The sequence below is a fragment of the Streptomyces sp. NBC_01445 genome (genome assembly GCF_035918235.1).
Taxonomy (GTDB): Bacteria; Actinomycetota; Actinomycetes; order Streptomycetales; family Streptomycetaceae; genus Streptomyces.
Genome location: NZ_CP109485.1, coordinates 689,820 through 713,153, shown reverse-complemented (window position 1 = coordinate 713,153; position 23,334 = coordinate 689,820). Strand labels below are relative to the sequence as shown.

Below are 23,334 nucleotides of genomic sequence, written 5' to 3'. Positions count from 1 at the left end.
CCGCACGTCGGGGTCGTTTCCGTGAGCCAGGACCGCGCTACAAGTGGATCGCGCTCTCCAACACCACGCTGGGCGTGCTGATCGCGACGATCAATATGTCGATCATGCTCATCGCGTTGCCGGACATCTTCCGGGGGATCGGCGTGGACCCGCTGCAGCCGGGCAACACGAGCCTTCTGCTGTGGTTGATCATGAGCTACATGGTGGTCACCGCCGTGCTGGTGGTCAGCTTCGGCCGCCTCGGTGACATGTACGGCAGGGTCCGGATGTACAACATGGGGTTCGCGGTGTTCACCGTGTTCTCGGTGCTGTTGTCGGTGACCTGGATGCACGGCACGGCGGGCGCCCTGTGGCTGATCGGGATGCGGGTCCTGCAAGGCGTCGGCGGGGCGATGCTGATGGCGAACTCCAACGCCATCCTCACCGACGCCTTCCCCGCCCGTCAGCGCGGCCTCGCACTCGGGCTGAACCAGGTGGCGGGCATCACCGGATCGTTCATCGGCCTGGTCCTCGGCGGCCTGCTCGGCCCCGTCAACTGGCATCTGGTGTTCCTGGTGTCCGTGCCGTTCGGCCTTTTCGGCACCGTGTGGGCGTACCTGAAGCTGCACGACACGGGCGTACGGGCAGGGGCCCGGCTCGACTGGTGGGGCAACCTCACCTTCGCCGTGGGCCTGATCGCCGTACTGGCCGGTATCACCTACGGCATCCAGCCCTACGGCGACGACATCATGGGCTGGGCCAACCCATGGGTGATCGCCGCGATCGCCGGTGGCGTGGCGGTGCTGGTCGTCTTCTGCGTGGTGGAGACCAAGGTCCCCGAGCCGATGTTCCACCTGTCGTTGTTCAGGATCCGCGCGTTCACCGCGGGGAACGTGGCCAGTCTGCTGGCGGCGCTCGGGCGCGGCGGCCTGATGTTCATCCTGATCATCTGGCTGCAGGGCATCTGGCTGCCCCGCCACGGCTACGGCTTCGAGCAGACCCCGCTGTGGGCCGGCATCTACATGCTTCCGCTGACGGTCGGGTTCCTCGTCGCGGGGCCCTTCTCCGGCTGGGCTTCCGACCGGTTCGGGGCCAGGGCCTTCGCCACCGGGGGAATGCTGCTGGCCGCCGCCACCTTCCTGGCGCTCCAGGCGCTGCCCGTCGACTTCAGCTATCCGATGTTCGCCCTCGTCCTGCTGCTGAACGGGCTCGGCATGGGCCTGTTCGCGGCACCCAACCGGGCGGCCATCATGAACAGCCTGCCGCCCGACCAGCGGGGGGTGGGCGCCGGGATCAGTACCACGTTCCAGAACTCGGCCACGGTGCTCTCCATCGGCATCTTCTTCTCCCTGATGATCGCGGGCCTGTCCAGCGCCCTGCCCGCCGCCCTCAACCACGGCCTGACCGCCCAGGGGGTACCCGCCGCCGACGCCGCCAAGGTCGCCGCCCTCCCGCCGGTCGGCGTGCTGTTCGCCTCGCTCCTCGGCTACAACCCGATCCAGACCCTGCTCGGCCCGCACGTACTCGCTCAACTGCCCCCGGGCCACGCCCACTACCTCACCGGACGCGGCTTCTTCCCGGAGCTCATCTCCCAGCCGTTCGCCGACGGCCTGTCCGTGGCCTTCGGCTTCGCGATCGCCGCGTGCGTCGTCGCCGCCATCGCTTCCCTGTTGCGTGGTGGCCGTTATATCTACGACGACCGGACCCTGCCCAAGCCCGTTACGCTCCCGGCGCCCGCCCTTCCTCCCCAGACGACTACGCTCCCTGAGGCGCCCCCGCCGACGCCCCGATCCGAGGGGCCGTGATGACCTCCCCCACCTCCCCCTTCGACCACGAGCAGTCGGCGGAGCTCGCCGAGGGGCTTCGTGCCGCGATCCAGCAGCTCCTCCCCGAACTCCGCGCCCAGGGCATGCAGAGCCAGCTCACCCCCAGTCGGCTGGCCGCACTCGCGGCGCTCGCCGCTCACGGGCCGCTGCGCATCAGCGACCTCGCCACGCGCATGGGCATCGCCCTGTCCACCGTCTCCCGCATGGTGGACCTCCTCGACGGCTTCGGATGGATCGAGCGTGAGACGGACCCGAAGGACCAGCGGGCCACCTTGATCGCCCTCAACGACACAGGTCAGGCGCTCCTGCAGGCCACGCGCCGCCAGGCAGCCACCCGCCTCGCCGAGCGGATCGACCAGCTCACCCCCGACCAGCAGCGCTCGCTGCACGACGCGCTGCCGGCGCTGGACGCTCTCATCGAACAGCGGCCCGGCGAACCGCCGAGGACCGGCCGACGCTAGGGGCCCTTTCGCAGGCGGACCCGTCAGTGCCGGTCCACCCGAGGGGCCGGTGTGCGCTGGATGGCGATGACGGCGGCATCATCGCCGAGATGTCCTCGGCAGTGGGCGAGGAGGTCCCGGCGGAGGTGATCCAGGAGTGCTTCCGGGCGGTTCTTGGCCCACTGCTCGACTCGCTGCGCCAACGGGTAGAAGACCCCGTTCTCATCGCGGGCTTCGGTGACCCCGTCGGTGTAAAGGATCAGGGTGTCACCGGCGTCGAAGGCGAACTCTTCGACGGGAAACTGCGCGGCCGGCAGCGCGGCCACGCCCAGGGGCGGGGCCGGGTGGGCGGTGGTGAGAGTACGGACGTGGCGCTCGTGCAGCAGTAACGGCGGGGGATGTCCGCAGCAGGTCATGCGGGTCATGCGCGCGTCATTGGGGATTTCCAGGAGCAGGGCGGTGATGAAGTGCTCGGCGATCCCGTCCTCAGCCTCGATGAAATCGGTGAGGTAACGGGACACGCTCCGGTCCAGGGCGCCCGCGAGCGCGGGCAGCGTGGCGTGCTGGTCGGCGACCACGCGGAACGCACCGAGCAGCTGCGCCGACTCGCCGACCGCGGACAGCCCGTGTCCCCGTACATCGCCGATGATCATCCGTACGCCGTCGTCGGTGCCTGTCGCCGTGTAGAGGTCCCCGCCGATCTCGGCCTCGTCCTCCGCCGCCAGGTACAGCGAGGTGATCCGCAACGGGCCGATGCGGTGGGGGAGCGGTCGCAGCAGGGCCTTCTGCGCGGCCTCGGCCACGGATCGCACTTTGGCCAGCTCCTGTTTGCGGCGCTCACGCACGCGGCAGAAGAACGCGATCAGGGCGGAGAGCACGGTGAGGGAGAAGACCTGCACCATCACGTTGCGCGTGGTCAGGACGCCGAAATGGATGCCGATGAACATCTGGGCCCCGATCGCCAGGGCCCCGATGAATGCCGTCAGGCGGGGTCCGGCGAAGGAGGCGGTGAGCGCGGGGGCCACGACCAGTAGCGGCCCCAGATGCACGTCGGCCGGCACCAGGATGTCGACGACCGTGATCACCACGATGAGCGCGAGCGGAAGCATCACCAGCGCGTGACTCGGCTGCCACCGCTGCCACAGACCTCCCAGGCGCCGCCGTAGGTCCACCCATCCACTGTGCACCCTCGGAGGGCGGCGCGGGTGCCGAGAGGCTCCTCACGTGTGGAGATGGCAGAGGGTGACGACTCTCGGTGACCGCACCGTCCGCGTCCAGACGTCCCGCTGTTCCACCTCGTAGAGTCCGGAGCCATGGCGAACGTCTCGATCGTGTTGTTCACGTCCGACCTTCGTGTGCACGACCATCCGCCGCTGCGGGCGGCGCTCCGGGCGTCGAGTGAGGTGGTGCCGCTGTTCGTACGGGACACGGGGATCGCGTCCGCCGGGTATGCGGTGCCCAATCGGGAGGCGTTCCTCGCCGACTGCCTGGGTGATCTCGACGCGGCGTTGCGCGCGTGCGGTGGGCGTCTCGTGGTGCGGTCGGGGGACGTCGCCGATGCCGTGGCCGGGGTCGCGGCCGAGACCGGCGCGGACGAGGTGCACATGGCGGCCGGCGTCAGCGCTTACGCGCAGCGGCGCGAGGAGCGGCTGCGGAACGTGCTGGAGGCGCAGAGGCGGAGGCTGATCGTCCATGACGCGGTCGTGACCGCGGTGGCGCCGGGCGCCGTCACCCCGGCGTCGTCGGACCACTTCGCCGTGTTCACCCCGTACTTCCGGCACTGGTCGGCGCAGCGCCTGCGCGATGTCCTCGCGCCGCCGCGCACGATCCGGGTCCCGGACGGCGTGGCCAGTGAGGAGGTGCCGTCACACGCGCGGGTCTCCGGGACCTCCCCGGGCCTCGCGGCGGGCGGGGAGAGGGCGGGCCGTACACAGCTGACCGCGTGGCTGCGGCACGGTGTCGGAGGCTACGAGGACGGGCACGACGACCTGCCCGGCGACGCGACCTCACGTCTGTCGCCCCATCTGCACTTCGGCACGCTGTCCCCGGTCGAACTCGTCCATCGGGCGCGCCGAGCCGGCGGTCCGGGCGCCGACGCGTTCGTACGTCAGCTCGCCTGGCGCGACTTCCACCACCAGGTCCTCGCCGCGCGCCCGGCGTCCGCGGCGCACGACTACCGCACCCGCCACGACCGCTGGCGCTCCGAACAGGCCGCGGCCCGCGACATCGAGGCGTGGCGCGAGGGGCGTACGGGCTATCCCGTGATCGACGCGGCGATGCGGCAACTGCGTCACGAGGGCTGGATGCACAACCGCGGCCGCCTCCTGACGGCGAGCTTCCTCACGAAGACGCTGTACGTCGACTGGCGCGTCGGCGCCCGGCACTTCCTGGACCTCCTGGTCGACGGCGACATCGCGAACAACCAGCTCAACTGGCAGTGGATGGCGGGGACAGGCACCGACTCGCGCCCCAACCGCGTCCTCAACCCCGTGACGCAGGCGAAGCGTTACGACCCGGACGGCGCGTACGTGCGCTGCTGGGTCCCGGAACTCGCGGGCCTCGCCGGGCCCGCCGTGCACGAACCGTGGAAGCTGCCCGGACCCGAGCGCGCCAAGTACGCGTACCCGGACCCGATCATCGAACTCGCCGAAGGGCTCGAGCGATTCAATCGGGCGCGAGGGCGGGACTGAGCGCGCTGGTTGCGCGGCCCGCGTCAAGGGCCTCTTTCAGGCGGGCGAGGGACGAAGCTGTTGGTGCGGGCGGCGTATCCGGCGTGTCCGGGGCGCTCGGCCGTGTGCCGGTGTTCCAGGAGAGGTTTTCCGCTGCCACTGAGCAGCAGGTAGCTCATCGTGAGCGGGGCGAGAGCGGCGACGGCCGCAGGGTGCGGAGCACGCGCCGCGTGGAGAACTCGTCCGGATCAGGACCAATCCGCCGGCCCGCCCGCTACGCATTACCGGTGTCCCGCCGTTCCCTCCCGGAAGATCGCCACGTGAACCGAATCGCACCCCTTGGGGCGTCCCCCGTGCCGGAGCCCGATCTCCAGGCACTGATGGGGCGGACCGCCAAGGGCAGCCAGGAGGCATTCGCCGCCGTCTACGACCGGGTGGCCGGGCCGGTGTTCGGCGTGGTGCGCAGCGTGCTGCGCGACCACGCCCAGTCCGAAGAGGTGGCCCAAGAGGTCCTGATCGAGGTGTGGCGCAGCGCCGCCCGCTACCGACCCGACCGCGGTACGGCCATGAACTGGATACTCACCCTCGCCCACCGGCGGGCCATCGACCGGGTCCGATCGGTCGAGGCATCGGCCGCCAGGGAGCGGCAGGCCGCACTCCTGGACCGCACCCCCGAGTTCGACGAGGTGACCGAACAGGTGGAGCACCGCCTCGAACGCGAACAGGTACGCCGCTGTCTGCGCGGCCTCACGGAGCTCCAGCGTCAGTCCGTCACGCTGGCCTACTACCGCGGACTCACGTACCGGGAAGTGGCCGAACTGCTCGCGCTGCCTCTCGGCACGGTCAAGACGCGCCTGCGCGACGGTCTCATCCGCCTGCGCGACTGCCTGGGGGTGAACGCATGACGAACGCCGATGTCCACACGCTGACCGGCGCCTACGTGCTCCACGCGCTGTCCGAGGACGAGCGGGCCGCCTTCGAGCGCCACCTCGTGGCCTGCGAGGCCTGCACTCAGGAGGTCGCTGAACTGGATGCCACGGCAGGAAGGTTGGGGCTTGCCGTCAGTGAGACGCCGCCGCCCGCCCTCAGGGCCCGGGTCATGGGACGGATCCCCAATGTCCGCCAGGAGTCGCCCCTCCCGAAGCCGCCCTCGCGCGGTGGCGGGAACCCGGCGCGGGGACGCCGGGCCACGCGCTGGGCGCTCGCCGCGTGCCTGGCGACCGCCGCCGGTCTTGGCGGCGTCGCGGTGTGGCAGCACGAGGAGGCACGGGACGCGCGCGCCGAGGCCGGCGCGGAGCAGCGGCGGTCGGCCGAGCTCGCGGCAGTCCTGGGGGCGCCCGACGCCAAGGCCGGCACCGCGCGTCTCGGCGACGGCGCGAGTGGCACGGTGGTCGTCTCCAAGAGCCGCGACAAGGCGGCATTCGTGTCGTCCGGCCTGGCCGCACCGCCGTCCGGCAAGGTTTACCAGCTGTGGTTCGCCGACGGGGGAACGATGCGTCCGGCCGGACTCCTGGACCCCGCCTCGCGGTCGCAGGCCGTCCTGTTGGACGGTCCCGTCGACCGGGCGTCCGGCATGGGCATCACTGTCGAACCGGCGGGCGGATCTCCCAAACCCACCTCCCCGCCGGTGGCCCTGATGGACTTCCCCGCCTGATCCTCCATGGCACCGGCGAGGCATGGAAATGCCTCGCCGGAACTGTTTTGAGTGGGCGCAGGCACGTCCCTGTCCTGTCCATAAGTAATTCCTGGCGCGCGGGACCACCGGATTGGTCCGCTGTCCGCCGGTCGACAAAGGGACTTGTTCCGCAGGGCCCCGCAGGACAAGGGGACCGCGACGCCCCGTTCATTCGTACCCGCGAGCCCTTCGGATTGGTCGGAAAGAAATTCTCCCTCGATCGAGTGAGAGGCCAATCCGAACCCGGCCACTGCTCCGGATGACCGGTGTGAGTACAGAAGCGAAGACATCAAGTCACCCCCGTGTGTGGCGACTTGTCGGGCTCGGTGCGTTGATCGGCCTCCTGGCGGGCTACGCCGCGCTCGCGACGGCCGAGCTCGTGTCTGTCGCGGTACGTCCCGAGTCGAGTCCCGTCGTCGCGGTGGGCGGGGCGGCGATCGACCGCACGCCCGCCGGGGTGAAGGACTGGGCGATCCGCCACTTCGGAACGAACGACAAGCTCGTCCTGCAACTGGGCATCCTCGGCGTGCTCACGCTTCTCGCACTCGTCCTCGGCGTGGTGGCGGCACGGCACCGGCGGATCGGCTCGGCGGGTGTGCTCCTGTTCGGCGTGGTCGGGGCCCTCGCCGCGACCGGCCGGCCCGACTCCACGAGCGTCGCCGACGCCCTGCCGTCGGTGGCCGGAGCCGTGGTGGGAGCCGGGCTTCTGTACCGGCTCTCCGGGCGCCTGCAGCCACGTAGGAGAGAGGTTCCCGTCGGCCAAGGTGCGACGGCGCCCGCGGAGGCAGAGCCCGCTCGCGGAGAGGAGGAGGCGGGCTGGGACCGGCGGGGGTTCATTGTCGCGGCGACTGCCGCCGCGGCCGCGTCGACCGGGCTCGGCCTCCTGGGCCGCTCCCTGAACGGTTCGCAGGGCGAGAACGCCGTCGCCTCCCGCCGCCGGATCACGCTGCCCGCGCCCGCCTCCGCCGCCGCACCCCTACCCAAGGGGGCGGCGCTGCGGATCAAGGAAGTCAGCCCGTTCATGACGCCCGGTAGGGACTTCTACCGGGTCGACACCGCGCTCGTGGTGCCCAAGGTCGACGCGAACGCGTGGCGGCTGCGGATCCACGGCAAGGGCGTCACCCGCGAGACGACCGTGTCGTTCGCGGAGCTGCTGCGCATGCCGCTCATCGAACGGAACATCACGCTCGCCTGCGTCTCGAACGAGGTCGGCGGCCCGTACGTCGGCAACGCGCGGTGGATCGGCGTGCGCCTGGCCGACCTCCTGCGCCGGTGCGGCGTCGAGCCGCCATCGAAGGGCGGGCCCGCCGACCAGCTGGTCGCGCGCTCCGTCGACGGAATGACCATCGGCAGCCCCGTCGAGGACGTCATGGACGGCCGCGACGCGATGCTCGCCCTCGGGATGAACGGCGAGCCCCTGCCCTTCGCCCACGGCTTCCCGGTGCGCATGGTGGTTCCCGGCCTGTACGGGTTCGTGTCCGCCTGTAAATGGATCCACGACATCGAACTCACCACGTTCGACGACTACGACCCGTACTGGGTGAAGCGGCACTGGGCGCGCAGGGCGCCGATCAAGACACAGTCCCGGATCGACACCCCCAAGCCGTTCGCGCGCCTCGGGGCCGGAACGGTCATGGTCGCCGGAGTGGCCTGGGCCCAGCACCGCGGGATCGACAAGGTCGAGGTCCGTGTCGACGACGGGCCCTGGCGGCGGGCGGATCTGGCCGCCGAGGACACCACGGACACCTGGCGCCAGTGGTCCTTCCCCTGGAAGGCCGCGTCGGGCGGTCACACCCTGACCGTCCGGGCCACGGACCGCACGGGCGAGACCCAGACGGAGAAGCGGACCCGCACCATCCCCGATGGGGCCAGTGGCTGGCATTCGGTGGTGGTCACCGTGGACTGACCGCCGCGCCGATCTCGGCGCACGACCTGAACTCAGCACCCTCACCACACCTTTCAAGGAGCAGAAATGAACACCGTCACCCGCCGAACCGGTCGTGGAGCCCTCGTTCTCGCCGCGGCGGCGATGCTGCCGCTGGCGCTGACCGCCTGCTCGAGCGAGGACGGCAAGGACAAGGCGGCCTCGGACACGAAGTCGTCCGCCGCGTCCGACCAGGCGTCCGACAAGGCGAACGACAGCGGTTCGGGCGACATGAACAACGCGGACGAGCCGTTCGGCCCGGCCTGTTCCTCCGTGCCCAAGGACGGCGCGGGCTCCTTCGACGGCATGGCGAAGGACCCGGTCGCGACCGCCGCGTCCAACAACCCGGCCCTGTCCACTCTCGTGACCGCGGTCAAGAAGGCGGGCCTGGTCGACACCCTGAACAACGCCGAGAACATCACCGTGTTCGCGCCGACCAACGACGCCTTCGCGAAGATCCCGAAGGCCGACCTGGACAAGGTCCTGAACGACAAGGCCACGCTCACCAAGATCCTCACCTACCACGTCGTGGGGCAGAAGCTCGCGCCGAAGGACCTGGAGAGCGGCTCGTACGCGACGCTGGAGAAGTCCAGGCTGACGACCGCGGGCTCCGGCGAGTCCTACAAGGTCAACGACTCCGCCAGTGTGGTCTGCGGCAACGTCAAGACGGCCAACGCCAACGTCTACATCGTCGACACGGTGCTGATGCCCAAGTAGTGACGCGGGTGGCGTCGAGGGGCTGGCCCCTCGACGCCACCGCCACCACGGCGAACCTCCCGGGCAGCGGAGCCAACAGCAGCTCGAGCGGTACGCAACGTCGGAGGACAGGACAGGACAGCAGCGGCGGGCGATGGCGTCCACTTCGTCTGAGCGGGAGTGTCCGGTCGGATCATCCATCTGTCGAGCGCGCAGTGGGAGGCGGCGATCAGCAGGTCCCTGCCCGCCATGCAGGCCGCCGGGAGCTCGAGCGGCCAGGGACACCTTGGGGGCGAGGCTCACCGGAGCCGCGGTCATGGTGCTCGCGTTCCTGATGTCCCTGCCGATTCCGCGCCCGGTCGACGCGGAGACCCCCGAGTCCGTATCGCCGGTGCGGACGCTGCGGGACCCGTCGCCCTCGCCGCGCCTGCCGGGCACGCACCCCGCAGGCGCGGTGACGGGATCGTCTACGGTGACACCGGCCGCCGCGAACGAGGCCTCGGCAGCTCATCGCGCCGGGGCCGGCCCGGCGAAGGCAGAGAAGGAAGAGAGCAGGGATCGGTGTACGTAAAGATCTGCGGTCTGCGCACGGCGGACACACTCGACGCGGCGGTCGCGGCAGGCGCGGACGCCGTCGGATTCGTCTTCGCGCCCGGCAGCCCGCGACTGATCGGGGCCGAAGCCGCCCGCGAGCTGGCACGACGCGTGCCCGCCGCGGTCGAGACCGTGGGCGTGTTCCGGCGGCAGCCCATCGAGGAGGTCCTGGCAACGGCCTCAGCCGCGCGCCTCACCACCGTCCAGCTGCACGGCGACGAGGAGGACGCGGCGTTCGAACGCCTCCGCGCCGAAGGGTTCCGGACGATCCGGGCCCTGGCCTGGGACGGCTATCTCGCGCGCCCGGAGATGGATCCCGCTGACCGACTGCTCCTCGACGCCCCGGTGCCGGGCAGCGGTGCCCGCTTCGACACCGACCTGCTCGCCGAACGCCCGCCCCAGGGATTCTGGCTGCTGGCAGGGGGGCTGGACCCTGACAACGTAGGCGCGGCCGTACGCTCGGCCGCCCCCGGTGGTGTCGATGTGTCCAGCGGCGTCGAGTCAGAGAAGGGCGTCAAGAGCGCCGACCTGATCCGCCGCTTCGTGGCGGCCGCGCGCAACGGGTAACGCATTCGCGTACCGCACCGTCGGCCCGGTGGCCGCGCTCGCTGAATCCGCTGGACCGGAAACAGTCGTATGGAAAGGCACCGTCATGAGCAGCGGCAAGCTGATCGTCACCGCGTTCGTCACCATGGACGGCGTCATGCAGGCTCCGGGCGATCCGGGCGAGGACGTCGACGCCGGGTTCGAGCACGGTGGCTGGCAAGTCCCGTACGTCGACGACGACTTCATGGTCCTCATGACGGGGGTCGTCGAGCAGACCGCCGACCATCTCCTCCTCGGCCGGAAGACGTACGACATCTTCGCCGCCCACTGGCCCCGCGTGACCGATGAGAACGACCCGATCGCCGTGAAGCTGAACACGATGCCCAAGTACGTCGCCTCGCGCACCCTGGACAGCGGCCTGGAGTGGAACAACTCCCACCTCCTCAAGGGCGAGGCCGCCGAGTCCGTCGCACAGCTCAAGGGCCGGGTCGATGGCGTGATCATGACGCAGGGCAGCAGCGACCTCATCCGCACCTGCAGGAGCACGACCTCGTCGACGAGTACCGGCTGCTCATCAACCCCGTGATCCGCGGGACGGGCAAGCAGCTCTTCGCCGAAGGTGCCGCCTCTGTCGCCTGGACGCTTACCGAATCCGGCGCCACCGGCGCGGGTGTTCAATACTGCGTCTACGAACGGGCCGGCAAGCCCCAGTACGGATCCTTCCTGCTGGACGACCAGGGGTGAGGTCCGAGGGGGAGACGGAGAATAGGGACGGCAGGAGAAGCCCCGACGGAGCTCTCGACAGAATTTTCGACCTGGGAGCGCTGCGATGACAGGACGATCCGGGCCGTTCTGGGATGGCGTGGAGGGGCGCGCGCCGCTGCCACGGGCGGCTGCCACGCTGGGGTTGGAGGTCCTTGACGCGGACGGTGACAACGGCACCGTCGAGCTCGCCTTCACCGCGACGGAGGACTTCACCAACCCGGCCGGGAACGTGCTGGGCGCCTTCCTCGCCGCGATGCTCTACGACACGGTCGGTCCCGCACTTCTGGCCACGCTCGAACCGGACCAGTTCCAGTCCACGCTGGAACTCCACACCCAATTCCTGAGGCCCGTCCGCCCGGGCCGGATCATCGGGAAGGGGCGCGTGGTGCACCGGGCAGGGGACATCGCCTTCCTGGATGCCACCCTCGCCGACACCGGCGGGGCGATCCTCGCGACCGCCAGTGCCACGGCCCGGGTCATCCCCCTCGACCAAGCGTCGACGTCGGCGTGACCACATTGTGAACTGAATCACACGCTCGGACTGTCACGGATCGCTCGTACGGGGTGTCTCGATGGGCATCCGACGAGAGGAGCCGGGCGTGCTGCCGGAGTGCCGACGCGAGCGCGTGGTGGGGGAGGGCCGTGACTGAGGACGCCTTCACCGAACACCGTCCGCTGCTGTTCACCATCGCCTACGAGATGCTGGGCAGCGCCACCGACGCCGAGGACGTGCTCCAGGAGAGCTATCTGCGGTGGCGCGACGTCGACCAGACGTCGGTCGAGCATCCGCGCGCCTACCTGGTCCGCATCGTGACCCGGCAGGCACTCAACCATCTGCGCTCGGTCAGGGCGCGGCGCGAGGAGTACGTCGGGCCCTGGCTGCCCGAGCCGATCCGCACCGCACCCGAGGTGTCCGACGACATCATCCTAGCCGAGTCGGTGTCGATGGCCATGATGCTCGTCCTGGAGACGCTGAACCCGACCGAGCGCGCGGTGTTCGTGCTGCACGACGTGTTCGGCTACACCCACGGTGAGATCGCCGCCGCGGTGGGCAAGGCCGAGGCCACCGTCCGGCAGATCGCCCATCGCGCCCGCGGGCACGTCCGCGCGCGGCGCCGTCGTTTCGATCCTCACTCGGATGCCGGCCGGGAGATCGTCGACCGGTTCCTGACCGCGGCGGCTACCGGCGAAGTCCAGGCGCTGATGGACCTGTTGGCACCCGATGTCGTGCAGATCTCCGACGGCGGAGGGAAGGTGGTCGCAGCCCGGCGACCCATCACCGGCCGCGCCGACGTCGCACGGTTCGTCCTCGGCGTCCTCCGTACCACGACAGCGGCGACCCACGTCGAGCACGGGACGTACAACGGCATGCCGGCGGCGCGGTTCATCACCGCTGGTGAACTCGACTGGCTCGTCGCGTTCGAGATCCGGGACGGACGGATCACCGGCCTGTACGGCATCCGCAACCCGGACAAGCTCCATCGCGCCGACGCGGTGTCCCTCATCGACAGAGGAGCCCAACAGCCATGGAATCCATGACCGTTGAACGGGTCATCGCCGCCCCGGTCGAGGATGTTTTCGCCTGGCTCACCACGACCACCAACTACACGAGCTCACCCCTGGTGGTGCGCTGCCGCCTGACCCGGCACGGCGAGTCCGCGCCGTACGGCGTCGGTGCGGTACGCGGTCACCTGTGGCTGATCGGCTGGTTCCGGGAACGCATCACCCACTACGACCCGCCGCACGCCACCGAGTACGTCGTCGAGCGCAGCCTGCCGCCGTCCCGGCACGAACTCGGCCGCATGACGTTCACCGAGGTCGACGGCGGCACCCGCGTGTGCTGGACCACCCGCGCCGAGATCCCCGTCCCCTTGCTCGGAGGCATGCTCACCCGACGCCTCGCGCGGCCGATCATCACCCGCACCTTCGGCAACATCCTCGACGCCGCCAACACCGCGCTGGCCTCGCGCGCCTAGGCATTGACGGGTTGCCCGGCTGTCGGTGATGAAGACGACGACTCCGGTCGCGCTGTGGTCACGAGACGCGAGCCATGAGACACGAGACGCGAGACACGAAACCGGGGCCCCTGGGCCCATGAACTTGGCGCCGATGTCCCGAGGTTGGTTGAGTCGCGGCTGGATGAAACGATCTCTCGCATGGCACTACAGAACGAAGCGCAGACCATCGAGGAACGTGGCGAGGGCCTCGTCGCCGCCGCGGTAGTGGGCGACGAGGAGACCGCCCGTCGCCACACCGACTTCTTTGTACTCGGCCGCCGGATCGACGAGGGAATTCCGTACTGGGAACGGGCAGTTGAGGCGGGCGACGCCTTCTCGGCGTACACCCTCGCCCGCTATCGGAAGATCCGCGGTGACCGTCGGGAGGCCGAGCGGCTCTACCGCCTTGCCGCGGACCGCCACTCCGGCTGCGCGTACGGTCTGGCCGTACTGCTCAAGGAGAACGGTGACCCGGAGGCTGCGGAGTGGTTCCGGGAAGGCTGGGAGATGGGCCGTCTCGACTGCAAGATCGAGCTGGGCAAGCTCCTTGCAGCCGAGGGAAAGCCGGATGAGGCAGCCGAGTTCCTGATGAAGGGCGTGGACATCGGGGACATCGCCGTCTTCCGGTGGGTGCAGCTCTTCGAGCATATTCGCGAGACCTTCGACCGGGTCGCCGATGACCTCGAGGCGGCGGAGGACGCCGAGGACGGCGAGGCCGCGGGCGAGGCGGTGGAACCCCTGGGGGAGTTGGACAGTGAGTTCAAGGACTATCCCGGTCTGACCGACGAAGCTGGGAACTGCTTCCGCAGGGCCGGATACCTCAGCCCGGTGGCTCTCGTCGAGCACGCGATCTTCCTTGAGCGGCACCACTCCGACGACCGCTGGCCCGAGGTCCGTGAACTCCTCCTGCGCTCCCACAGCGAGGGGTACGACGGCGCGGCCTTCATCCTGGGCCTGTTCAACGAGGAGCGCGGCGAACTCGCCGAGGCCGAGCATTGGTACGCCCTCGCGGCCGACACGGGGCACCGTGCTGCGCTGGTGAGGCTCTCCGATCTGTTCCGCCGGCAGCGCCGGCTCGACGAGGCCGAGGACCGGCTGAGGGAGGTCGACCCCGACGACGAGGTCGTCCCCGATCGGCTCGCCAAGATCGCCCGGCTCCGTGAGGAGGACGAGGTGCCGCCCGAGCAGGATCTGCGCCGCTTGCAGGAGCTGCGTCAACGGGCCGAGGCCGGGGATCTCCAGGCTTCGTACGCGTACGGGAAGATGCTCTACGAGTCGGGCGGGGCGGCGGCACGCTGGATGCTTCCCTGGCACGAGCCCGCGGCGCTGGCGGGCGACATGGCGGCCGCGGCCGATCTCAGGTGGCTCTATGACGACCTGGGCGAGCCCGTGCGGCGTGACCACTGGAAGCGGATCGCCGCGGAGGCCGGGGACCACGACGCCTGCGGTGCCATGGCCTGGCTTTCCGACTACCACAAGGACTACCAGGAGGCCGAGCGGTGGTACGTCCGCGCGGCAGCCGACAACAGCGCACTGAACGCGATGCTGGCGGGTAAGGCCATCGCCCAGCGCGGTGCGTACGAGGAAGCCGAGCCGTACCTGCGCAAGGCATGGGAAGAGGGCCGGGACGAGGCGTTCGGCACCGAGGCGGCGGGTTACTACGGCCTCGTGCTGAACCGGACCGGACGCCACAAGGAGGCCGTGGACGTGCTGCGCGTAGCCGCCGAGCACTGGCGGGAGGACGTCAGGTCCCGCTACGACGCAGATGATCTGGACGTGCTGTCCCGGATGCTGGACCCTCAGGACGAGCTGGAGGCCGCCGAGGAGGCACTGGCGGCGGGCTGAGGGGAGCCGGGCCCGCCGGCCGGTTCTGCCGTCGGCCGTCGGGGCACGCCCGGTGGGCTCCTACTGCTCCGGGGGCTCCAGGAGCCGTCCCACAGCCTCTTCCAGTACGGCGATCCGGTCGGCGAGGCCCGCCGCCTCGGGTTCGTCCGAACCGTCTCCTTCGCGCAGCAGGCGTTGTACCTGGGCGAGTTGACGTTCGACGTCGGCCAGCCGGTGCTGCTCCTCGGGTGGGTTCGCGGGCACGTCGACCGCCAGAAGGCGTGTCAACTGCTCTGCTTGTTCGGCGAGTTGCCGGTTCTTGCGGTGAAGGTCCAGGAAGACGTTGACCTTGGTCCGCAGCAGCCACGGGTCGAACGGCTTGATCAGGAAGTCGGCCGCGCCGACCGTGTAGCCGCGGTAGGCGTAGTTCGGATCGACCGCCGCACCGGTCAGCAGGATGATCGGGACGTCCTTGGTCTGGTGGAGGCCCTTGATGTTGGCGGCGGTCTCGAAACCGTTCATGCCGGGCATCATCACGTCGATGAGCGCGACGGCGAAGTCCTGCCGCAGCATCGCCTTGAGAGCGGCCTCGCCCGAGCGCGCACGGACCACCCGGGCCAGCGAGCCGAGTACGGCTTCGAGGGCGACCAGGTTCTCCTCCATGTCGTCGACGATGAGGATGCTGGAGGCGTCCGCCGCTGCTCCCTGCGGTGCTGTCATGTCGCCTGCCCCGTGGTGTCGTCGGTGTCGTCGCCGGGGCCGCCCGGAGGCGTTTCCGAGGGGGTCTGCGGGTCGAGGAGCCGGCAGATCACGGACAGCAGCCGGTCGACGTCCACCGGCTTGGGGATGTAGTCGTTCGCTCCGCTCTCGATCGCCTTCTCGCGGTCGCCCGGCATGGCCTTGGCGGTGAGCGCGATGACCGGCAGGTTCGCGAAGCGCGGTGTGCGCCGCATCGCGCCGATCATCTCGTAACCATCCATCTCGGGCATCATGATGTCCATCAGCACCAGGGACACATCGGGTGTCCGGTCGAGGACCTCGAGGCCCTCGCGGCCGTTCTCGGCGTACTTGACGCTGATGCCGACGCGGCCCAGCACATGGGTCAGCGCGAAGACGTTCCGGATGTCGTCGTCGACGATCAGGATGCGGCGGTTGGCCAGTACCCCGGCCGCGTCGCCGGTCAGCCACTCCTTGAGCCGGGTCGTCTCCGGCCAGCTGGTGTGTTCGTCCGCGATGGCGAGGCTGCCGAGTTCGTCGGGGGTACGGACTCTCGGCAGGGGCGCGGCCTCCCGAGTGCTCAAGGCCTCGTACTGCGCGGTCCCGGAGAGGGCCGCGGGCCGGCTGCCCACAGAGCCCGGTCCGGCGATGGCCTGCACGTCGCCGCTCGCGGGGAGCGGTTCCACGATGGGGGCTGTGTAGTGCACGGGGACGAAGAGCGTGAAGGTGGAGCCGACGCCCGGCTCGCTCTCGGCCATGATCCGGCCGCCGAGCAGGGCCGCCATGTCCCGGCTGATGGAGAGGCCGAGACCGGTGCCGCCGTACTTGCGGTTGGTGGCGCCGTCGGACTGCTGGAACGCCTCGAAGATCCCGCTGAGCATCTCCGGCTGGATGCCGATTCCCGTGTCCTTGACGGCAAGGCTGATGACGGCGTCCGCGTCGCGCAGCGTCTCCTCCTCGAAGTTCGTCGGCGTCGCACGTTCCACGAGCAGCTCCACCCCGCCGGACGAGGTGAACTTCACCGCGTTCGAGAGGAGGTTGCGGAGGATCTGCTGGAGGCGCTGCTCGTCGGAGTAGAGCTCCTGGGGAACGTCCTCGCCGACCGTGATGTCGAACGACAGGCCCCGGTCCCCGGAGAGCGGCTGGAAGGTGGCCCGTACATAGTCGAGCAGCTTGTTCAGCGGCAGCTTCTTGGGGTGCACATCCATCCGGCCCGCTTCGATCTTCGACAGGTCGAGGATGTCGTTGATCAGTTGCAGCAGGTCGGAGCCCGCCTGGTGGATGGTGACGGCGAATTCCACCTCCTCCGCGGAGAGCCGGCCGGAGGGATTGTCGGCGAGCAGCCGGGACAGCACGAGGAGCGAGTTGAGGGGTGTGCGCAACTCGTGCGACATGTTCGCCAGGAACTCGGACTTGTACTGGGAGGACGTGGCAAGGAGCGCCGCCTTCTCCTCCAGCTTGGCGTTGGTGAGCTGCAACTCGTCGGAGCGCTGGCGCAGTTCGGCGGTGAGGCGCTGGGACTCGGAGAGGAGGGACTCGGTGCGGGAGTTGGCGATGATGGTGTTGATGGAGACACCGATGGTGTTCACGAACTGGTCGACGAAGGCGAGGTGGACCTCGCTGAAGCGGCTGAACGAGGCGAGTTCGATGACGCCGAGCACCCGGTCCTCGAAGAGGATCGGCAGGATGACGACGCTGGCCGGCGGCGCGGAGCCGAGGCCGGAGCTGATGGTGATGTAGTCCGCGGGGACCGCGTCGACGAGGATCCGCCGTTTCTCCGCGGCGGCCTGGGTGATCAGGCCCCAGCCGGGCCCCCCGAGGCTGAGCCGGGGACGCGGCCTGTGGCCTTCTTCCTGGCCGGTGCCGTAACCGGCCAGGAGCTCCAGGTCCTCGCCCGATTCCGCACTCGCCTCGGCCAGGAAGAACGCACCGTACTGGGCGTTCACCAGAGGGGTCAGCTCGCGCAGGATCAGGTCGGCGACCTCGACCAGGTCGCGGTGGCCCTGCATGAGCCCGGCGATACGGGCCAGGTTGGACTCCAGCCAGTCCTTCGCCCGGGTCGTCTCACGGAGGTTCGCCACCATGAGGTTGATGTTGTCCTTGAGGGTGGCGACCTCGCCCTGGGCCTCCACCGAGATGGAGCCGGACATGTCGCCCTGCGTGACGGCGCTGGCGACCTCGGCGATCGCGCGCACCTGGGTGGTCAGGTTCAGGGCCAGCTCGTTGACGCTGGTGGTCAGCCGCTTCCACGTCCCGTAGACGCCCTCCACGCGGGCCTGGCCGCCCAGCTGCCCCTCCGAGCCCACCTCGCGGGCCACACGCGTGACCTCGGACGCGAACGCGGAGAGCGTGTCGACCATCGTGTTGATCGTGGTCTTGAGCTCCAGGATCTCGCCACGTGCGTCGACATCGATCTTCTTGGACAGGTCGCCGCGCGCGACGGCGGTGGCGACCTGGGCGATGTTGCGGACCTGGGAGGTCAGGTTGTCGGCCATGAAGTTGACGTTGTCCGTGAGGTTCTCCCAGACCCCGGACGCGCCATGCACCTGGGCGCGGCCGCCGAGCCGCCCCTCGGTGCCGACCTCGCGGGCCACGCGGGTCACCTCGTCCGCGAACGCCCTCAGCTGCTGGACCATCGTGTTGACGGTGTCCTTCAGCTCCAGGATCTCGCCGCGCGCGTCGACGTCGATCTTCTTCGACAGGTCTCCGTTGGCCACGGCGGTGGTGACCTGGGCGATGTTGCGGACCTGCGACGTCAGGTTGAGCGCCATGAAGTTCACGTTGTCGGTGAGGTCTTTCCAGACCCCCGAAGCGCCCCTGACCTGGGCCTGTCCGCCCAGGTTGCCCTCGGTGCCGACCTCACGGGCGACGCGGGTGACCTCGTCGGCGAAGGCGGAGAGCTGGTCCACCATCGTGTTGATCGTCGACTTCAGCTCGAGGATCTCTCCCTTGGCCTCCACGGTGATCGTCTTGCCGAGGTCGCCCTCGGCGACGGCGGTGGCGACCTGCGCGATGTTGCGGACCTGGGAGGTCAGGTTGTCGGCCATGAAGTTGACGCTCTCCGTGAGGTCTTTCCAGACCCCGGACACGCCCCTGACCTGCGCGCGTCCGCCGAGCTGACCTTCGGTGCCGACCTCGCGGGCGACGCGGGTGACCTCGTCGGCGAACGCGGAGAGTTGGTCCACCATGGTGTTGATCGTCGACTTCAGCTGAAGGATCTCGCCCCGGACCTCCACGGTGATCTTCTGGCTCAGATCGCCGTTCGCGACGGCCGTGGTCACCTGGGCGATGTTGCGGACCTGGGAGGTCAGGTTCGACGCCATGAAGTTCACGCTGTCCGTGAGGTCTTTCCAGACCCCGGAAGCGCCCCTGACCTGGGCGCGGCCGCCCAGCTGGCCCTCGGTGCCGACCTCGCGGGCGACCCTGGTCACTTCGTCGGCGAATGCCCGCAGCTGGTCCACCATCTTGTTGACGGTGAGTTTCAGCTCCAGCAGCTCGCCGGTTGCCTCGACGGTCACCTGCTGCGTCAGGTCGCCGCGCGCCACGGCGGTCGTCACCACCGCGATGTCCCGCACCTGAGCCGTCAGCCGCGACGCCATCGTGTTGACCGCCTCCGTCACGTGGAGCCAGTCGCCCGACAGCCCCTGTGCCTTCGCGCGGCCACCCAGGCGCCCCTCCGTGCCGACCTCACGGGCGACCCGGGTCACCTCACCGGTGAACAGGGAGAGCTGGTCCACCATGCGGTTCACGCCGATGCCCAGGCGCCGCAGGTCGCCGCGGAGCTGGCGGCTTCCGTCGTGCAGATCGACATGCTGCGTCAGATCGCCGTCCGCGACGGCGTCGAGGACCCGCGTGGCCTTGGCGACGGGCCCCACCAGTGCTTCGATCGCCGTGTTGGCGGCCTCCACGTTCGTCGTCCAGGTGCCCGAGCCCGGACTCGCGGAAATGCGCTCGTCCAGCCGGCCCCGCCGGATGATCTCGTGCCGGACGCGCTGGAGCTCCGTAGCGAGATGCGCGTTTCGCGCGGTGACCTGGTTGAGGACGGCGCTCATCTCCGCGACCACCGGGTCCTGCGGGGCGAGTTCCCCCACGTCCCGTGAACCGTCCGCACGCACCGTGAAGTCACCGTCGCGCAGGGCCTTCATCGCGGCGAGAAGCGGGCGCAGCTCACTCGTTCGGACCCAGTGCCCGGAGGCCTCAGTGGCCGGTTCGGCCGGGTCGGGCCGAGTCGTGTCCATGGTCATGAACCACCCTCCGCCCGGAGTTCATCGCGCACACCAGCGGCCTGTTTAGCCATGTTTGTCATATTATAAGGGGCACGAAAATACTTCTCCCAGACGCTGTCGGCGGACCCAGGGGGCGTCGTGATCCCGTTGCCCGCACACTCGGCTGATTTCGTGTGCAGCAAGGAGTTGCCGGCGAACCAGCTCGCGTCCGCACAGGCGCGAAGATTTCTGCGTGAGGTGCTGGCGGGCGGAATGGCGTCCACCGCGACGCCTCCCGGCCAGGACGCCGTTCCGGCCGTTGGGCAGGTCCCGCAGGGGCTCATCGACAATGCCGTCCTGCTGGCCAGCGAGCTGGTCACCAACGCCGTCGTGTACGCGGGCACCGACATCGACGTGGTCTGCCGCCTGGAGCGGCACCCGGACACCGGACTGGCCGTAGTCGTGGAGGTCGTGGACCGCCACCCCTCCAGGGGCGTACGCGCCGCGGCGGACGCCCGGCACGGGGAGCCCGGCTACGGCCTCCAGCTGGTGAGCGCGATCTCCCAGGCCTGGGGCGTGACCTACCGGCGGTCGGAGAAGCGGGTGTGGTTCCGGCTGGAGGCCTCGTCGGCGGAGCCGGGATCCGTGGCGACCCAGGCCACGGCGGCCCGTACCGGCGAGGCCGCGGGCCCCGGGACCGGGCAGGCACCGGCCGGCATCGCGGAATCGACCGACGCGAGGGAACACCTGGTGCGCAGCCATGGGTACGCCGCCGAGTGGGTCGACCACAGCGGCCCGTCGTTCCTCGCCGAGACCAGCGAGCTTCTCGCCGGGCAGCTTGACCAGAGCATGGTCGCCGCGCTCGCGGCCCAGCTCCTCGTACCCCGCCTCGCGGACTGGTGCGGCATCTGGCTGAGAACCCAGGGGAGAGGGCTGCAACTGTCCCGGGTCTGGCACGTCGACGAGCGGCGCATCGTGCCGCTGCGCGAGGAACTGGAGCGGATCCCGCCGTCCGCGGGCATCCGCGCCGGGGGCACGCCCTGGCCCTGGCCGGAGAGCGGCGGGGCCGACCGTGCGGGCGGGTCGGCGTTCGCCTTCCCGCTCGCCATCCGTGACACGGACGTCGGGGTACTGCTCCTCGGCCGGACCGGCCATCTGCAGATGACCGATGCGGTGGTGCGCATGGTGGACGACGTGGCCCGCCGCGTCGCACAGGCCGTGTACACCGCCCGCCAGTACACGAGACAGACGACCATCAGCGTGGCCCTCCAGCGCAGGCAGCTGCCGACGACCCTGGCCAGCATCGCGGGAATCGACACCGCGATCGTCTACGAGCCGCACGGCGAGGGCCAGACCGTCGGCGGCGACTTCTACGACATCTTCCCGAAGGGCGAGGGCCGCTGGTGCTTCCTGCTCGGGGACGTGCAGGGAAAGGACCCGGAGGCGATGTCCGTCACCGGCCTCGCCCGGCATCTGGTGCGGCTCCTGGCGCGCGAAGGCCACGGCGTCGAATCGGTGCTCGACCGGCTGAACACCGCCATGGCGGAGGAGAGCGCCGAAGCGCTCACGGCCGACGGCGAGCAGGCGGCCACCCGCTTCCTGAGCATGTTGTACGGGGAGCTGGCCGTCGAACCGGGCGTGGCAGGAGCCCGCTGCCGGGTCGCCAGCGCCGGCCACCCCCCGCCCCTCCATCTGTTCACCGACGGCAGAGTGGAACCGGCGTGCGAACCCCGGATGCTGCTCGGCATCGACGAGGGCGCCGAATTCCGAGCCAGCACCTTCCATCTCGCACCCGGTGAAACGCTGCTCTGCGTGACCGATGGCGTCACCGAACGACGCCGCGGCAACTGGCAGTTGGACGACGACGACGGTCTCGCGGACGTGCTCCGCCAGGGCATGGGCCTCGGCGCCAAGGCGCTCGCGGAGCATGTGCGGCGAGCGGCACACGACTTCGGGACGGGCCCGGTCGAGGACGACCTGTCGGTGCTGGTGCTCCAGGCGCCGGCGGCCGACGCGTGCACGCGCCACGTTCCGAAGCCGCCGCCCCGCGCCTGACGTCGGGGTTCGGGCCCGTCCGGCCGCGATTGATGCAAGTCGGGGCGGGGTTCCCCTTCCATCGACAGGTGCAGGGACCATACTGGTCGAGCCCCCGATCACCCACAGAACGATTCCATGGCCAAGAACAGCAGCTCCTCGACCATCGCCCCCGACACCGCGTGGCTGGGGCGCGGGCGCCATCTCGGGCCCGAGCCCGAGCAGGACGTCCGGCGCAACCTGATCGCCCTCAAGGCGGCCGGGGTGCTCGACGACTTCCTGGACCTCGACCCCGTCGAGGCGGCCCGCTCCACCGCCCTGCACCCGCGGGACGAATCCGCCGACCCCGGTCCGACGGCCCGCCGCCTCTTCGAGGCCCGCTGGCGCGTCGCCGACGACGTCACCGTGCGTGCACAGCTGACGACGTACGACCCCGAGGCCCGCCGCAAGGAAGGCGAGGGTGTCACCTGGGTTCTCGCAGCCGAGGCGCAGCGGGCGTGGGACGCGCACTGGCCCTCGCCCGCCACCATGTTCTGGCCCGACAGCGACCGGGTCGACTGGGACCACGACACCGTGCCGGGCGTGCGCCTGAGGGCCGCGAACTACCTGCCCAAGGACGACGACGAGCTGCGCCACCGGCTGCGGGACTGCACCCGTAGCAGCTGGTTCATCCATGTCGTGGTGCACGAGGCGATGACGCCGGACGCCGTGGGGCAGAAGCCTGTCTCGGCGTTCCTGCCGCCCAGCCTGCGGCACCGGGTGGTCGAGCACCGGGGCACGCCGGACCAGGCCCAGATCGCCGACGTCGCGATGAAGCGGGAGCTGAGCCTGCGGATGCCGCGCGGCGGCGCCGTCGTCCTGCCCACGGTGCCGCCCGTCCCGGGGTACGAGGCGGAGCGCTTCACGGTGCGCAGTGTTTTCCTGGACGGTTCCGAACCGACCGAACTCCTCGACAGGATCAGGGAGTTCGCCGCGCTGCCGAGGCCGATGCCCGCTGACGCCGAGCGGGCCCTGACGCGGTTGCGGCAGGGCTGGCACCTGCTCACTCCGGACGAGGAGCTGGTTCATGCCCAGGGCATGGTCGTCAGGTACGCCGAGGCGCTGGAGGCCATGACGAAGTCCTGTGACCTCTACCGGGAGGCGGCCGAGGCGGCGCAGGCCGCGCTGGCGGAGGCGACCGGCGGCGCGGGTGTGCCCCGGCCGGTCGACCCGGGCTCGGCCAGACTGGACGGCTCGCCGCTGACCGCCTTCACGAAGGCGTTCGGCCGCTTCCGGGGCCCGAACAAGTAGGGGGCGCCGACGCCCGGGGGCAACGGCAGTGCAGTGGTCCGGCCAGTTGGCTGATCATGCGGGCCCGGAAGCTGACCGTGCGGGCTCTGAAGGTGCCGGTTGCCGTCGCTGGTGCGATCTTGCTGGGGGGACGACCGATGACTTCCGGCCGCC

Annotated in this window: 19 protein-coding genes; 16 read left to right on the top strand and 3 right to left on the bottom strand. The window is 70.1% G+C overall.

What is annotated here, in order from left to right; genetic code table 11:
• Nucleotides 1–95: 95 nt before the first annotated feature.
• Nucleotides 96–1,784 (top strand): MFS transporter, encoded by a 1,689-nt coding sequence (locus OG574_RS03525; protein WP_398376921.1) that lies wholly within the window; start codon nucleotides 96–98, stop codon nucleotides 1,782–1,784.
• Complete coding sequence (locus OG574_RS03520) at nucleotides 1,784–2,266, top strand: MarR family winged helix-turn-helix transcriptional regulator (RefSeq protein ID WP_326771790.1); 483 nt, start codon at nucleotides 1,784–1,786, stop codon at nucleotides 2,264–2,266. The genes OG574_RS03525 and OG574_RS03520 overlap by 1 nt, the downstream gene beginning before the upstream one ends.
• 23 nt (nucleotides 2,267–2,289) lie before the next feature.
• On the opposite strand, the gene OG574_RS03515 is transcribed toward OG574_RS03520, so the two are convergent.
• On the bottom strand, nucleotides 2,290–3,354 hold the full coding sequence (locus OG574_RS03515) for a PP2C family protein-serine/threonine phosphatase (protein ID WP_398376919.1): 1,065 nt from the start codon (nucleotides 3,352–3,354) through the stop codon (nucleotides 2,290–2,292).
• Between the two features lie 204 nt (nucleotides 3,355–3,558).
• Here OG574_RS03515 and OG574_RS03510 point away from each other — a divergent pair, with 204 nt between their 5' ends.
• The 12 genes from OG574_RS03510 (at nucleotide 3,559) to OG574_RS03450 (ending at nucleotide 14,956) form a co-directional block, all read left to right on the top strand.
• Nucleotides 3,559–4,935 (top strand): cryptochrome/photolyase family protein, encoded by a 1,377-nt coding sequence (locus OG574_RS03510; RefSeq protein ID WP_326771788.1) that lies wholly within the window; start codon nucleotides 3,559–3,561, stop codon nucleotides 4,933–4,935.
• A 299-nt stretch (nucleotides 4,936–5,234) separates the two neighbouring features.
• A complete protein-coding gene (locus OG574_RS03500; protein ID WP_267893695.1) occupies nucleotides 5,235–5,819 on the top strand; it encodes a sigma-70 family RNA polymerase sigma factor in 585 nt (194 codons plus the stop codon).
• Nucleotides 5,816–6,568: an anti-sigma factor gene (locus tag OG574_RS03495; RefSeq protein WP_326771787.1), complete on the top strand. Its 753-nt coding sequence runs from the start codon at nucleotides 5,816–5,818 to the stop codon at nucleotides 6,566–6,568. The genes OG574_RS03500 and OG574_RS03495 overlap by 4 nt, the downstream gene beginning before the upstream one ends.
• Nucleotides 6,569–6,848: 280 nt before the next feature.
• Entirely contained in the window at nucleotides 6,849–8,495 is a 1,647-nt protein-coding gene (locus OG574_RS03490) for a molybdopterin-dependent oxidoreductase (protein WP_326771786.1), read from the top strand.
• 66 nt (nucleotides 8,496–8,561) lie between these two features.
• Nucleotides 8,562–9,230, top strand: a complete 669-nt coding sequence (locus tag OG574_RS03485; protein ID WP_326771785.1) for a fasciclin domain-containing protein — start codon at nucleotides 8,562–8,564, stop codon at nucleotides 9,228–9,230.
• Between the two features lie 540 nt (nucleotides 9,231–9,770).
• Complete coding sequence (locus tag OG574_RS03480; protein ID WP_326771784.1) at nucleotides 9,771–10,370, top strand: phosphoribosylanthranilate isomerase; 600 nt, start codon at nucleotides 9,771–9,773, stop codon at nucleotides 10,368–10,370.
• 85 nt (nucleotides 10,371–10,455) lie between these two features.
• Complete coding sequence (locus OG574_RS03475) at nucleotides 10,456–10,935, top strand: dihydrofolate reductase family protein (protein WP_326771783.1); 480 nt, start codon at nucleotides 10,456–10,458, stop codon at nucleotides 10,933–10,935.
• Nucleotides 10,932–11,093 (top strand): hypothetical protein, encoded by a 162-nt coding sequence (locus OG574_RS03470; RefSeq protein WP_326771782.1) that lies wholly within the window; start codon nucleotides 10,932–10,934, stop codon nucleotides 11,091–11,093. The genes OG574_RS03475 and OG574_RS03470 overlap by 4 nt, the downstream gene beginning before the upstream one ends.
• A gap of 85 nt (nucleotides 11,094–11,178) precedes the next feature.
• Nucleotides 11,179–11,625 carry a PaaI family thioesterase gene (locus tag OG574_RS03465; RefSeq protein WP_326771781.1) on the top strand — a complete coding sequence of 149 codons (447 nt, stop codon included), beginning with the start codon at nucleotides 11,179–11,181 and terminating at the stop codon, nucleotides 11,623–11,625.
• A 131-nt stretch (nucleotides 11,626–11,756) separates the two neighbouring features.
• Nucleotides 11,757–12,653, top strand: a complete 897-nt coding sequence (locus OG574_RS03460) for an RNA polymerase sigma-70 factor (protein ID WP_326771780.1) — start codon at nucleotides 11,757–11,759, stop codon at nucleotides 12,651–12,653.
• Nucleotides 12,641–13,090, top strand: a complete 450-nt coding sequence (locus tag OG574_RS03455) for an SRPBCC family protein (RefSeq protein ID WP_326771779.1) — start codon at nucleotides 12,641–12,643, stop codon at nucleotides 13,088–13,090. The genes OG574_RS03460 and OG574_RS03455 overlap by 13 nt, the downstream gene beginning before the upstream one ends.
• Nucleotides 13,091–13,270: 180 nt before the next feature.
• Nucleotides 13,271–14,956: a sel1 repeat family protein gene (locus OG574_RS03450; protein ID WP_326771778.1), complete on the top strand. Its 1,686-nt coding sequence runs from the start codon at nucleotides 13,271–13,273 to the stop codon at nucleotides 14,954–14,956.
• A 60-nt stretch (nucleotides 14,957–15,016) separates the two neighbouring features.
• Here the strand turns inward: OG574_RS03450 and OG574_RS03445 are convergent, their stop codons facing one another.
• Together OG574_RS03445 and OG574_RS03440 are read right to left on the bottom strand one after the other, a co-directional pair.
• A complete protein-coding gene (locus tag OG574_RS03445; protein ID WP_326771777.1) occupies nucleotides 15,017–15,655 on the bottom strand; it encodes a response regulator in 639 nt (212 codons plus the stop codon).
• Nucleotides 15,652–19,896, bottom strand: a complete 4,245-nt coding sequence (locus tag OG574_RS03440; protein ID WP_326771776.1) for a HAMP domain-containing protein — start codon at nucleotides 19,894–19,896, stop codon at nucleotides 15,652–15,654. The genes OG574_RS03445 and OG574_RS03440 overlap by 4 nt, the downstream gene beginning before the upstream one ends.
• Before the next feature lie 153 nt (nucleotides 19,897–20,049).
• Here OG574_RS03440 and OG574_RS03435 point away from each other — a divergent pair, with 153 nt between their 5' ends.
• The gene (locus tag OG574_RS03435) at nucleotides 20,050–21,912 is read left to right on the top strand and encodes a SpoIIE family protein phosphatase (RefSeq protein WP_326771775.1); all 1,863 of its coding nucleotides are present in this window, start codon (nucleotides 20,050–20,052) and stop codon (nucleotides 21,910–21,912) included.
• A 117-nt stretch (nucleotides 21,913–22,029) separates the two neighbouring features.
• Nucleotides 22,030–23,181 carry a hypothetical protein gene (locus OG574_RS03430; RefSeq protein WP_326771774.1) on the top strand — a complete coding sequence of 384 codons (1,152 nt, stop codon included), beginning with the start codon at nucleotides 22,030–22,032 and terminating at the stop codon, nucleotides 23,179–23,181.
• Nucleotides 23,182–23,334 lie beyond the last annotated feature (153 nt).